Origin of the sequence: Paenibacillus massiliensis subsp. panacisoli DSM 21345 (assembly GCF_000426545.1) — a bacterium.
Taxonomy (GTDB): domain Bacteria; phylum Bacillota; class Bacilli; order Paenibacillales; family Paenibacillaceae; genus Paenibacillus; species Paenibacillus panacisoli.
Genome location: NZ_AUFO01000015.1, coordinates 157,029 through 169,983 on the forward strand (window position 1 = coordinate 157,029; position 12,955 = coordinate 169,983).

Below are 12,955 nucleotides of genomic sequence, written 5' to 3' on the forward strand. Positions count from 1 at the left end.
TGTCTGGTGGGCAGTAAGTCTATTAATCTGATGAAATCAATGAGAGGAGAATCATTATGAACAAAAATATAACGAAGGTGTTGGTGGCGGGTGCGACAGCCTTGGCCATCATGGTTGTTGCTGTGGGGTGTGGAGCGAAAACGGGCTCGGGTCCTGCTGTGAGCGCGGCAAGTTCGATCCCAAGTGAGTCTGCGGTCGTTATTTCTGACTCCTATGATAATACTGAGGAGCTATCGGCTACTTTTCCGGTCATCAATCCTACCCCCATTGACACGCAAATGGGGAAAAACATTCAGAATAGGCTGCTGAATGGGTTCGAAAACTGGAACAGAGGCTATGATGCATGGGAAACATGGGGCGATATTCTGTATACTGAGGATTCCCTGTACAACGTTCATGGTGTGAAGCTCACCTTGAAGGAATATCAGGATTCCATGAATGCGACGCTGCAGTCCAGCGACATTCAAATGGGCAACTTCAATAATATGATCATCTCCGGTGACTGGGCTGCGATTCGCTACGATATTTCAACGACCAACAGACAGACCCAAAAAACTTCGGATGGAAGTGTGATGGAGTTTGTGCACTTCAAGGACTATGGAGATGAGCTGGGCACTCGAGTTGTGGAAGGCTGGGCAGGAACAAAGGGTGCAGATTTTGCTGGTCTGACGACCTTCCAGACTGACGCTGCGAAAGCGGCACAGCAGGCGGCATTGGATGCCATCGTGAATGCGACGATCCCTGATACAACGGATCTTGTAGCCAAGTATCCTGTTACCTATCCTACGCCGATCGAAGATGGTATGGCTAAGGAGATTCAACAGGCCATATTGAACGATTTTGAAAATTGGAATAAAGGTATGGATGCTTGGACGGAAGGCGCAGATTCCTATTATGACAGCAACCTGCAGTACCATACGAATGATACAACTATGACTCTTGAGGAATACAAGGCTTCCGTCAAGAACGCTTCTGAATCCACCGAAGTAAAGCGTATTCGCTTTGATAGTATGATAATCAGTGGAGATTGGGCCGCCATTCATTACAGAATTACCAATCAGGACACGAAGACTGGCGAGAAGACTGCCGGTGATGTGATGCAGTTCTTGCATTTCGCGAAGGACGGCGACAGCGTGAAAGTGATTGAAAGCTGGACCAAATAATAAGCCCATCTATGTTTGACTACAGAAAAACAAATTATTAAAGTCAAGGACAAGGATGATGAGCGCTGCGTCAAAGTCGCTAATTACAAGTCCAGATTTGCCTGACAAGCAGAAAACATAGCAACCACGCGAAGTGTCTGACAACAGATTCTTCACGTGGTTTCTTTACATTATATCTGTTTACAATTGTATATCTCTAGTGCCACAGCACGATTGAGTTCCATTTCAAGTCCTCCTGCCGTATAATGAAGTCAATTTTACTTTCATACAACTCACACCCCGCATATCGTATGAATCAGGGTAACTCCTGAAGTCTACTGTGTGTTTTCCTTGAGGGTAACTAGGGGATGCTGAGGAATAACATATTGGCTATTCGGAAGGACAGTGCATTGTGAAAAACATACTTTTTATTAATACCGGGGGCACGATTTCATCCTCTCACCAAGAGCATGGATTAACCCCGACGCAATCGGCAGATAACATTCTGGAGCAGATTCCCCAGCTGCGCACGATCTGCCACATTGATGCGCATGATCTTATGAGCATGGACAGCACGAATACGCAGCCAGAGGACTGGGTCCTGATGGCGCGACTGGTACGAGATTCGTTGCCGAAGTACGACGGGATTGTCATTGCTCATGGTACGGATACGATGGCCTACACCGCCTCAGCACTGAGCTTCATGCTGGGTGCGCTGGATAAGCCCGTAGTACTGACCGGATCACAGGTGTCTATTCTGGCCGAGAATAGTGACTCGCAAAGGAATATCATTGATTCCTTCGTGACAGCCTGCAGTGAAGCAACGGGTGTGTTCGTTGTATTTAATGGCAAGATTATCAACGGCCCGCGCTCCTCGAAGATCCGCACGCGTAGCTACAATGCCTTTGAGAGCATTAACTATCCTTATATTGGACTCGTGGAGCAGGGCGTGATTGATTTCACGGAGGGGCTGTTGCCTGCTGCACCCGTGGACCATGTATATAATGAGAGCTACTCGGCTGGCGTGTTCCTGCTACGCTTGATTCCGGGCACGAATCCGGGAATCTTCGATGCGATCCAGGCTCTTGGCTACCAAGGGATTGTCATCGAGGGCTTCGGCATGGGCGGTGTCCCATTCAAGGAGCGCAGCCTGATCGACAAGATCGAGCAGCTCATGAAAGCGGGTATTAGCATTGCGGTGACGACACAATGTCCATATGAAGGCGGCGACCTGACGATCTATGAGGTCGGACAGAAGGTGCTGGAGAAGGGGGTTATCCCCGGCTATGATATGACGACAGAGGCTCTGGTGACCAAAATGATGTGGGCACTCGGTCAGTCCACGGATTCGAAGGAGGTTGCCCGCATCATGGCAACCAACTATGCGAATGAAGTGACCATTCCGAATTCGTGACGCCAAGCTGAGCTTCTCGGGCGCTAGCGATTATCATCTAGCGTCCGATCAGGCCTGAGATTATTCTTCTCATCGCCCATTACCTCACGCCTCAGGTGGGAACCATACCCGCCGCAGATCGACCCATCCCTGACTGTTGAAGGTAACGCCGCGCAGGGAGGGGAGGAATGCGGTCTGTACTGGATGCTCATATAAAATATACAGCTGATGCTCCTTCATCAGCAGCTCCTCAATCGTCCGAAAGCCGGTATCTCTCGCAGCTGCGTCGGGCTCACGAATGATGGCTTCCAGCCTGGATCGGATGTCTGTACGAGTATGTGGCTCGACATGCTCGCTAATGGTCGAATACAGATCGTACAGGCGAAGCTGCTCGTCGCGGTCCCGAATGAGTGAGAAGACGATCAGGTCGGCTTCCAGCCGGATGGGCCCCTTGAATTCCTCAGCCGAGGAAGAGACGACCTGACAGGCATAACCACAAGCCTGAAGACTTGCAGCAACCTGTTCCGCATCCGTCTTGTAATGATTAATGGTAGCAATGCGCAGCGGCTCCAGAGCTTGTCCCTTGGTATCAGAAGGGGGTGCGGCACTTCGCTGCGCGGCTATCTTTGGTGTTTTCGTTGACTTTGCAGTCTTGTCTGTCTTTTCTGTCTTTTCTGTCTCTACTGCCTTTCCGGGCGCTGCTTTCTCTGCTGTCATAGTCCCTCTCTCCAGACAATTCCATATGGCGGCTCGTATGGCCGGATCGCTTAGCGGTCCGGTCTTCTTGGTGTTGAAGGTCACGAATTTGCGGACAGATACATCCGAGTGAATCTGACTCCAGGCAGCGGAATCCCTCACGGCTGGATTGTGAATAACGTGGAAAGGAGAGAGTGGCTCATTGGAGCCTGCTTCCATGTCTAGCCCGGTATTGATTTCACCAGTCGAGCCTTCTGTCATCTGCCAGGGAACATGTACAATTTCAACTCGATCCAGATGAGCGCGTTCCTGATAATAATGCTTGAACACCTCCAGCACACACAGATTATCGTTCATCTCGCGCAGCTGGAATGGGCCGCTCCCGATCGGTCGCTGTCCGAATTGCTTATCACCGAGCTGATCCAGATCTCGGGGTACAATCGCCGCCCGGCTAGTACACAGAAAAGGCAGAAATAGCTCATTCGGCTCCTTCAGCTCCATGGTCACCATGTAGGGATGGAGTGCACGAACTGATTGCAGTTGCTTGAATATTGCGCTGTACAGCATCCGCTGCGAGGTCTGCATTAATCGTTCGAACGTATAGACCACGTCATAGGCAGTCAGCATTTTACCATTATGGAACAGCACTTCCTTGCGTAGATAAAAGGTATACAGCTTGCGTGAAGCGTCCGTCTCCCATGCATGGGCAATGCCAGGCACCAGCCCTCCAGTAGTGTTCGACTTGCGAACCAGTCCGTCGAAGATATGGCTGGATACGAAGGATTCGGCCAGCAGATTCATGTATAGAGGATCGACCGTATGCAACTGCTGCCGAATCGGCAACCGCAGCATATCAATCTGCTTGTTGCTGCGAACCTCCGAGTGACGGCCGAAATAGGTCATGAACCAGCCCTGCAGCCGTTCCTGCAACGTAGCCGACGGAGAGTGTGATTGTAGCTGGTCCATGGCTCGTTGAATATCGCGACGATTGATGGCCTGCATCATGGACTGGACGGCGATCTCCTCCGGTCGGGTCAGGAACGTCAATGTAGAGCGACGTCCGCGTCCGCGCTGCGGTGTCCAGCGAATCCAGCCCATCTGAACCATCCGGTTGATGATCGTGAGCGCATTGCGATGGGTGCAGTCAAAGGTTACAGCCAGCTCGTCCATCGTAACGAAAATTTCATTATTGTCCCCATAACGGGCGTGAAGCCTTAGAAATTGGCTGTGTAACTTCATCCTCGTGTTCACTCCTAAAATAGGAAGTTTGTCATCTTTTTTCTTCTCTTTATCTTCTTATTTTATCATCTACAATAGGTTATAGAACACGATGGAGGTAATATTTAAATGGAAAATTCCTGGCTCTATTCCGATCGTCGTCCCTTATATTCCTTGTTAGGCGCATTCGTGCTGGCGGTTGTTCATCAATATTTATTTTTTGGTCATGATCCGGCCGTCTCTTATCCAATCTTTGTTGCCTGCTTGTATGGCTACATGTATGTATTCGCAAAGGATAAGCTGCGTCCATTCACCTGGTTCGGCTGGTTGATGTTCACCGTGATTATGCTGTTATCGTTGACCTATGTACTGTTCTCGAATGTGGTATTTTATGTCCTGAATCTGCTGGTCATTCCCGGATTGTTCTTCATACATATGGCCTATTCCCTCAGTGAACGCCGTCTGGACTGGTCTGTGCTGAAGCTGGTGGGAGATGCGCTCGATCATGTGATCGTCCAGAGCCTACGCCATGTTCCTACTATCTTCCGCGTCGTGAGAAGCACGAGTGGGCGCAGTATGGATGAGGAGCATAAGCGGACACTTGGCAAAGTGTTGATCGGACTACTCATTTCGCTACCATTACTAATCGTTGTCGTCACCTTGTTATCTTCAGCGGATGGGGGCTTTAACCACATTCTCTCACTGCTGCCGCACTGGCTGGGCCGTCAGGTGAGCTTCGGAGAGGGAACGGCGCGCTTCCTATGGGTGATCTTCTTCGGACTACTGTTCTTCATGTATCTGTGGGGGTTCATTGACTTCAAGCGCTATGAATCTGAAGCCAGAACAGGAGATGCATTGGAGGAAAGACTGGCTGAATGGGCTGCAGATGTCGAGAAGCCAAGACTGGACCCTATCATTACAGCCACTGTGCTGATTGCGATCAATACGGTCTATGTGTTGTTCGTAGCTATTCAGTTCAGCTACCTGTTCGGGGCGGGGCAAGGGCTGTTGCCAGAGGGACAGTCCTATGCGGAATATGCGCGTAGCGGATTTCTGGAGCTGGTCGTTGTGACGGCGATTAACTTCACCATCATGCTGTTTGTAATGCTGCTGAGTGGAGAGGACAAAGGTGTTGTACAGTCCATGAATCGGATCATGCTGTATGTCCTGCTTGCCTGCTCTGGAGTCATGCTGTACTCGGGATATCAGCGTCTGCTGCTGTACGAGGAGATGTATGGGTATACCTATATACGTTTTCTTGTCCATGCATTTATGATCTTTCTTGGCTTGCTGCTAGTCATTGCTGGTTGCCGGATTCGCTGGAAGCAGATTCCTCTGGCCAAATGCTACATTGTACTCGGTCTATGCGCATATGTCTTGATGAATTATATCGGAATGGATCAGATCATTGCCGAGAAGAATATCCAGCGCTATCGTGAGACCGGGCGGATTGATGCCGTATATTTGAGCAATCTGTCGGTGGAGGCGACGCCGAAGCTGATTGATTTCTCGAAGGAATATCCAGCGATGAGAGGCTACTTGCAGGACCGATATGATGTTATGACATCAACGGGTCACGAAGGCTGGCAATCGTTCAATCTATCCCAGTATCGAGCGATGAGGAATCTGGAAGAAGCTCTTGGTGAGGTCGCCTTCAATTATATGAAATAAGAGTCTCTTGGATAACAAATAACAAATAACCATAAGAATATCTGACTGTTGTGCGTTGCTTGGCTTCACCGCTGTGAAAAAGGGCTTGATAATAATTATCATTCTTGCTACAATGAGAAAAGATGAATTGAGGCTATTGGATAATGAAAAAAGGAACCCTGGCAGGGGCTCCTCTTATGGAACACATAAATGGCTTATACAAGATGAGTTGAAGGCTTATTTAGCTTCGAAGGTTTTGCAGTCAGTCTGCTCAGAGTTCTTAGCCTTCTCTGGGGAGTGGCTGACAATGTAGATGGAGCTTGCGCTGCATTTGTTGTTCTCAGCCCAGAAAGTGCAGGCGTTAACTTCACACAGTACGTCTTTTGCCATAATGTTCGCCTCCTTTACGTGGTGTAATAGGCAAGCAAATATAGCTAGGTACAGGCAAAGCCTGTCCGAACGATCCTCCTTGTAGGGCAAGGGGGATTTTGCTATACCTGAATATAACAATATCAAAATTCACAGCAAGTTGCAATCTAGAGCTTGCTGCATGAATGAGGCAAGCTCCACGAGCATGGCTGCAGGGCTATTTTAAAGGTATTAACCATATTCGGCAGCGATATAACTACCGAATTTTTTGCTGGCAACATTTTTGAATTTCGTAACTCTTTGACCTGTGGACTCCGTAACAGTTGTGACGACATGGATAACTCCACTAAATGGAATACCTTCACTACATGATTTATTTGCGAATTTGCAGTTATGTAATATATGAAGAAGGACGCCGAGAATTTGGCGTCCTTTCGTGCATTTTTAAGGTTCTTTTTAGGGCATAGTGTACGGTATGACGTATGGTTGCGTGTATTCTATGCATATATCCTATAGGAAAATGAGTACGGCCAGTCCTGCCAGCAGACAGTAGATTGAGAAGACCAGCAGATTGCCCTTGGCCATAATGCCCATGAACCATCGTAGAGCATAATAAGAGGCAACCAACGAGCAAATGAAGGCCAGTGAATAAGGGACCAGCAGTTGACCCAGCATCGGGTCTGCCAGCAATTTGCGGCCCTCCAGCAGCATTGCTCCAATACTGACAGGAATGTACAGGAAGAAGGAATAGCGCAACGCTGTCGCTGGCTTCATTCCCATGCCCATGGCTGCCACGATCGTAGAGCCTGAGCGGCTAATTCCCGGAAAGAGCGCCACACACTGTGCCAGGCCCACAATGATTGCATCACGGTAGCGAAGATCATTATCCTGCTTGCGTCCACGCATATTACGAATGAGCCACAACGCGATCCCTGTGATTAGCAGTGTTACGCCAATGACATTCAAGTCCTTGGAGTAATGATCCAGCAGTCCGCCTAACAGAGGCTGGAATATAACGATGGGAAGCGTTCCGACGATGACATAAATGATGAACATGAAGTCCGCGCGAGCCTCAGGCTCTCGTTTGCGCAGATATAGCCAACCGTTGCCAGCAATCTTCACAATATCATGGCGATAGATAATCAACACCGCAATCAGGGATGCGAAATTAACCAGTACCTCAAAGCTCAGCCCTTCAATATGTAAGCCTAGTAAATGTTGAGCAATAATCAGATGCCCACTCGATGATACAGGAATTGGTTCGGTTACTCCCTGCAGCAGCCCCAGAAAGGCATACTTTAACAATTCGAATAAATCCATTAGTAGCTCCTCTCTCCTATATTTTGGTCGGGTCATCTATGTTACTGCCCGCTCATCTAAGTATTGTACTAAAAAAGTATAGATTAGAAAAATATAGCGATAATAGAGGTGCATTTTCTTACTGACCTAGCTGACATCTTGGGATATAATATGAGGAATATCGACAGAGAGATGATTAAGGGGGATTTTATGAGTTTGGGCAAAGGAACATCGAATACACAGTCGTCAGGGGGGGAACGCTTCTCGTCCTTCGGCTTTATTATGGCTGCCATCGGTAGCTCTGTAGGATTGGGGAATATGTGGAAGTTTCCTTATATTACGGGACAATACGGGGGAGCAGCTTTCTTTTTGATTTTTATTGTCTGCCTGCTTCTAGTAGGGATGCCAGTGCTCCTAGCTGAGCTTGCGATTGGTCGCAGTGGACGGGGTAGTGCCGCTTCTTCCTTTACGAAGGTCGGTGGAAGTCCCATCTGGGGACGTCTGGGAATACTGCAAGTCGTAGCGCCTTTTATTATCTTGTCATTCTACGTCATTATCACAGGCTGGACACTGTATTACGCTTATGCGGCATTCACAGGCCAGCTATTCGGACAGGGAGACTTTACCACCCAGTTCAATGGCTTTGTCACAGGCTATGGTGCGCTGGGATTCCAGCTTGCAGCACTCGTTATCACGGCTTGGGTAGTAGTGCGCGGAATCTCGGGAGGGATTGAGAAGTTCAACAAGATCCTCATTCCAGCCATGATCGTCCTGCTGATCATCCTGATGATTCGTGCCATCACATTGCCTGGGGGGATGGAAGGAGTATCCTTCTTCCTGCAGCCGGACTTCTCCAAGCTGACAGCGCAATCGGCGCTAGTTGCATTGGGACATGCCTTTTTCTCGCTATCTCTTGGTATGGGTATCCTGATTACTTACGGTGCTTATGTCGATAAGAGACAGTCTCTGGGCGCAGCTTCATTGGCTGTTGGGGCAGGTGACTTGTTGTATGCACTGGTAGCTGGTTTGATCATCTTCCCGACAACGTTCTCGTTTGGAATCGCGCCAGACTCGGGCCCTTCACTCGTATTTATTGCCTTGCCAGCCGCATTCTCAGCTATGCCGTTCGGAGCTGTATTTGGGGGTCTGTTCTTCGTGCTCCTAGCTGTAGCTGCACTTACATCGGCTGTATCCATTCTGGAGGTTCCTGTTGCCTACACGATGGACCGCTGGGGCTGGTCACGGAATAAGTCTGTGATTATCACTTGCTTACTGGCGTTCCTGCTCGGTATTCCGGCTGCATTGTCTCTCGGTATGGTCCCGGATCTGACCTTCGGGGGGAAAGCCTTCTTTGACTGGCTTGACTTCATTACCTCGAACGTTCTGTTGCCAGTGTGTGGCTTCATCACCACGATCTTCGTGGGCTACTTCTGGAAAAATGCAGGTGAAGCTGCTGGCCTGACAGCCGGATGGTTCCGTGTGTGGGTGTTTATGCTGCGTTATGTGGCTCCAATCATGGTGTTGCTGGTGCTTCTGCATTCTACGGGGATCATCAAGTTCTAATCGCGTCATAGTCATGCATGCTGTGCATATTGTGAAATATATAGGAGTGAAACGAACATTAGGGGTGCTCCAAGCCAATGGCTGGAGGCACCTTTTTTTTGTGCTTCAAGTGTAAGTATAGAGCGTCGAAGCACTCGTGCATTGACCGAATATGATTAGGTTGAATGACATGGGAGCGTAGTCGTTAGCGGAAAGCGGGGAAGCCCTAGAGAAACGAAGTGGCCGCGGCTCTACACTCATATTTGATCTGGTCAATGTACTAGACTACGATGCTCCTGAGATCATGAATGGATCTCCGTTTCTCCGAATGCTCAGCGATACATCCTTCAGCTCGGATCCCAGAGCATCCTGCAGCTGGAACAGCTGCTCACTATGATAGACGCCCTGTGGCATAGGTACACGATACAGGATGGCTGCGATCGCTGCTGCCACACGGGCTGTCATGGCGGCCTCGCTGCTACCCTGCAGTATATATTCCATGTACATCGGCTTGTTGTTTACCCTTCCCCATGCATCCACCTTGACGGCGAATACAGGCTCACCTGCGTGCAGTTTGCTGAATAGATAGACAGCGGCCTGGCGCAGCGGGCCGAACCGCAGCAAACGGAATACGCCTGCCGCCCGCAGCCAGGCCAGCAGTCTGCTGACGATAGCCGAGTCCAGACACAATCGTGTGGAGACGGTCGGGATGGCAAGTGTACGTGGCAGGATATGCTGGTCCGAGAAATTAAATCTGTATGCGGTGTGCCGTCCCAGCATCTCGCCGAAATCAATGACTTTGCCATCCTTGAAGCTGGAGACGGTGGTCGGGACGCCTTGCTCCATGACCTCGTACTCGGTGTTCATGTTATCAATCGTCCATTCAATGGCAGCCTTGCCGTGAGAGTCACCCAGTCCGAGCATGACGGATATATCTACTTCATGTGTCTCGTCCATGTGATCAGCGGCATGCCGGCTCAACAGGTTCGTCAATCCGGGTGCCAGTCCAACGCTCAATACAGCAGTAGCACCCTGCGATAGAGCAATCGGATGGAGGGCTTCGACCTGAGACAGGAACGCCCCATTGGCTGAAATATCAACGTAATGAATCCCCATGCTTAGACAAGCACGAACAAATGCCGTGTCGGTCTGATCCATACACATTACGACCAGTCTAACGTTCTGGAAGAGCTCCGGGTTCCAGTCACTACGAATGTCCAGCTGTAATGGCAGCACTTGCCCATCTGTCGTAGCACAGAATTGCTCTGCGCGTTCCAGGCTTCTTCCTGCGGCGAGTATTTTACCTGGATAGGCGGCTCCCAGTGATCTGCAGATCATCTGCCCCGTATGTCCATATCCCCCGATTACAATAACTTGATCTCTCATCCGAATAATCCTCCATTCATATTGCTGATGCCGATCGCGGCTCCTACGGCCATACCGGTGTTGCGAGAGAGTGCGATCATGCTTCCTGTAGAGCCTGCCAGCCCTGCTGGCGTATGCTTCATAATGAAGCTGTTGTTGGGTGATACGGTTAATCCCATCCCAAGTCCTAGCAAAATAAGCATGAAGCTTATTCCTACAGCCGGCATGTCGTCCAGTTTCAGCACTAGCACAAGAACACAAGCCGCTGTAATCGCTATTCCGATCAGCATCCATTTTCTAGGACCGTGTCGATCGGAGAGATACCCGGCAAGAGGTCCTGACACAGCGAGCATGAAAGGATAAGCACTTAACATCAATCCAGCCGCCGAAGCTGGCAATGAGCTGCGCAGCAGATAGAACGGCAGTGCGGTTACGACAGCATTCGTAAGCATAAACGAGACACAGCTGACAATCAGCCCCAGACGTATAGCCGGCATGCGCAGACTTGCCACCGGAACGAACGGATCAGGATGACGCCGCTCACAGCGGTATAACGCCCCCAGTATGAAAACAGCTGCAGCGGTCATCACAAGAGGATGCCACCCGATTGAGCTACCTTGCGTAAGGCTTGTGATTAGCAAAAGCATGAAGATGGTGAATAGCACGGCACCTGTATAATCAAAGGCCTTTCGTGCTTGCGTTGGTCTAACAGCGGGAATATAACGGTAAGCCAGCCAGGTAGCCAGAATGGCGGCGGGCATATGTACGATGAACAGTGAGCGCCAGTTAACCCACTCCACCAGTAACCCGCCGACAGCAGGCCCCGCCATTCCTCCTAAGGCTACTGCGGTGCTGACCAGACCGAAGGCTCGTCCTTTATGGCTGTTAGGCAAATGAATGCTGATTAGAGCCATATTGGTCGCCTGGAACATGGCTGCACCTGCCGCTTGCATGATCCGTGTCACTAGTAAGAGAGTCAGGTTGGGGGAACAGGCGGCCAATATGGAGCTTATGCCGAACACGATATACCCGAGATTATGTATGGTTCGACTGCCATAGCGGTCAGCAAGCTTGCCCATCACAGGCAGCAGGGCCGCAATCGCCAGCAGGTATCCTGTTGTAATCCACTGCACAGTATTCGCATTACTATGAAAGACAGCTGTTAGATGAGGTAAGGCCATGTTGACCACCCCCGCGGTAAAATGTGAAATAAATACTCCTATGCAGACAGCAGCCATCATGGGGAGATACGAAGAGGGACGCGCTATGGTGCATGATGTATTGTCTGGCTGCAACTTAATAACCTCCTGTAGCATTGCGGATTTTGTTTAGTAACTATACTATTTTGGTAAAAAAATAAGTTAAATGGTGGAGAAAATAAGTTGAAAACCTAGCACCTTGACTGAACGAATTTCAGGTTGAATGATCTGGGGAGTGTAGTCGCTAGCGGAAGGGGGAAGCCCTAGAAAAACGAAGTGCCAGCCTTTAAGCTTGCTGTTCTAGTACTGTTCATCTTAGATCAAAGAACAGCAAGCTTAACAGTGGCCAACAGGGCTCCCCGCTTGCAGCGGATCTTTACACAGGTGTATCTGGTCAAGATACTAGCGTTCCAAAAATGAATTGAGCTTCTCTATACAATGCTCGAAAATCTCAATCTCCTGTTCGCTTAGCTGTAAGCGTAGCTGCTCATAGAAGTTGATATGCACCTCTTCATGAGCTAGATAAGCCTCCTTCCCTTTATCCGTCAGTGAGACCAATACCCCTCTTGAATCTGTTGGGTGAGGGGAACGCTGGATAAGCAGCTTATTCTCTAATTTTGCCGTAAGCTGGGTCACGGCCCCCTTGGTAATCCCAAGACGGTTGGCCAGCTCGCTCATGAGCAGGTCTCCATTAGGGCCGATGGCATCAATGGTGTGAATCTCACTAGGCGTCAGGGCTCCTGCTGTACCGAAGCTGTGCGGCTGTCGCTCCAGACGGCGAAGCTGCATAATGAGGCGTCCCAGATTACGTGAGCCTTGCTCGGATCGTTGCCTTGTGCCAGGCGTATGTTGCTCGGATGGGTTAGTATTCATGTAATTAGTTTAGTTACTAAACTTATAAAAATCAAGCCAAAGATTCTGAGCAAGGAAAAGAAACATCAGAATATAGCCCCAATACACCCACGGGAAGGTTACAATGGTTCTATAACCATTCGAAAATCAGCACCAAGGCGCTCACGAGAAGGATACAAAAGTTCCGTAACCATACGTTAGTTCCGTAGCCATACGTGGAAGCCCCCAAG

General features: G+C 49.5%; 10 protein-coding genes. 4 read left to right on the forward strand and 6 right to left on the reverse strand.

What is annotated here, in order from left to right:
* The first annotated feature begins 56 nt into the window (after positions 1-56).
* Both K331_RS0113265 and K331_RS0113270 read left to right on the forward strand, forming a co-directional pair.
* Complete coding sequence (locus tag K331_RS0113265) at positions 57-1,163, forward strand: nuclear transport factor 2 family protein (RefSeq protein WP_028590683.1); 1,107 nt, start codon at positions 57-59, stop codon at positions 1,161-1,163.
* Between the two features lie 391 nt (positions 1,164-1,554).
* Positions 1,555-2,556, forward strand: coding sequence for an asparaginase (locus K331_RS0113270; protein ID WP_028590684.1), 1,002 nt, complete (start codon positions 1,555-1,557; stop codon positions 2,554-2,556).
* An 84-nt stretch (positions 2,557-2,640) separates the two neighbouring features.
* On the opposite strand, the gene K331_RS0113275 is transcribed toward K331_RS0113270, so the two are convergent.
* The gene (locus K331_RS0113275) at positions 2,641-4,470 is read right to left on the reverse strand and encodes an ABC transporter substrate-binding protein (RefSeq protein ID WP_028590685.1); all 1,830 of its coding nucleotides are present in this window, start codon (positions 4,468-4,470) and stop codon (positions 2,641-2,643) included.
* Positions 4,471-4,578: 108 nt separating this feature from the next.
* On the opposite strand from K331_RS0113275, the gene K331_RS0113280 reads away from it, so the two are divergent.
* A complete protein-coding gene (locus K331_RS0113280) occupies positions 4,579-6,120 on the forward strand; it encodes a DUF4153 domain-containing protein (RefSeq protein WP_028590686.1) in 1,542 nt (513 codons plus the stop codon).
* Positions 6,121-6,336: 216 nt separating this feature from the next.
* Here the strand turns inward: K331_RS0113280 and K331_RS31465 are convergent, their stop codons facing one another.
* Together K331_RS31465 and K331_RS0113290 are read right to left on the reverse strand one after the other, a co-directional pair.
* Positions 6,337-6,489 (reverse strand): DUF1540 domain-containing protein, encoded by a 153-nt coding sequence (locus K331_RS31465; protein WP_018883887.1) that lies wholly within the window; start codon positions 6,487-6,489, stop codon positions 6,337-6,339.
* A gap of 489 nt (positions 6,490-6,978) precedes the next feature.
* Positions 6,979-7,788, reverse strand: a complete 810-nt coding sequence (locus K331_RS0113290) for an undecaprenyl-diphosphate phosphatase (protein ID WP_028590687.1) — start codon at positions 7,786-7,788, stop codon at positions 6,979-6,981.
* A 189-nt stretch (positions 7,789-7,977) separates the two neighbouring features.
* On the opposite strand from K331_RS0113290, the gene K331_RS0113295 reads away from it, so the two are divergent.
* On the forward strand, positions 7,978-9,330 hold the full coding sequence (locus K331_RS0113295) for a sodium-dependent transporter (protein ID WP_028590688.1): 1,353 nt from the start codon (positions 7,978-7,980) through the stop codon (positions 9,328-9,330).
* A gap of 264 nt (positions 9,331-9,594) precedes the next feature.
* Here the strand turns inward: K331_RS0113295 and K331_RS0113300 are convergent, their stop codons facing one another.
* The 3 genes from K331_RS0113300 to K331_RS0113310 form a co-directional block, all read right to left on the reverse strand.
* Entirely contained in the window at positions 9,595-10,695 is a 1,101-nt protein-coding gene (locus K331_RS0113300) for a saccharopine dehydrogenase family protein (protein WP_028590689.1), read from the reverse strand.
* Complete coding sequence (locus K331_RS0113305; protein WP_226383592.1) at positions 10,692-11,990, reverse strand: MFS transporter; 1,299 nt, start codon at positions 11,988-11,990, stop codon at positions 10,692-10,694. Before K331_RS0113305 ends, K331_RS0113300 begins: the two co-directional genes overlap by 4 nt.
* A 285-nt stretch (positions 11,991-12,275) precedes the next feature.
* Positions 12,276-12,746, reverse strand: a complete 471-nt coding sequence (locus tag K331_RS0113310) for a MarR family winged helix-turn-helix transcriptional regulator (protein ID WP_051289822.1) — start codon at positions 12,744-12,746, stop codon at positions 12,276-12,278.
* Between the last annotated feature and the right edge of the window lie 209 nt (positions 12,747-12,955).

What these genes read in the sequence shown, in the direction of transcription:
- K331_RS0113265 (WP_028590683.1), top strand. Translation starts at nt 57, where the DNA reads ATGAACAAAAATATAACGAAGGTGTTGGTGGCGGGTGCGACAGCCTTG.
- K331_RS0113275 (WP_028590685.1), bottom strand. Translation starts at nt 4,470, where the DNA reads ATGAAGTTACACAGCCAATTTCTAAGGCTTCACGCCCGTTATGGGGAC.
- K331_RS0113280 (WP_028590686.1), top strand. Translation starts at nt 4,579, where the DNA reads ATGGAAAATTCCTGGCTCTATTCCGATCGTCGTCCCTTATATTCCTTG.
- K331_RS31465 (WP_018883887.1), bottom strand. Translation starts at nt 6,489, where the DNA reads ATGGCAAAAGACGTACTGTGTGAAGTTAACGCCTGCACTTTCTGGGCT.
- K331_RS0113290 (WP_028590687.1), bottom strand. Translation starts at nt 7,788, where the DNA reads ATGGATTTATTCGAATTGTTAAAGTATGCCTTTCTGGGGCTGCTGCAG.
- K331_RS0113295 (WP_028590688.1), top strand. Translation starts at nt 7,978, where the DNA reads ATGAGTTTGGGCAAAGGAACATCGAATACACAGTCGTCAGGGGGGGAA.
- K331_RS0113300 (WP_028590689.1), bottom strand. Translation starts at nt 10,695, where the DNA reads ATGAGAGATCAAGTTATTGTAATCGGGGGATATGGACATACGGGGCAG.
- K331_RS0113305 (WP_226383592.1), bottom strand. Translation starts at nt 11,990, where the DNA reads ATGCTACAGGAGGTTATTAAGTTGCAGCCAGACAATACATCATGCACC.
- K331_RS0113310 (WP_051289822.1), bottom strand. Translation starts at nt 12,746, where the DNA reads ATGAATACTAACCCATCCGAGCAACATACGCCTGGCACAAGGCAACGA.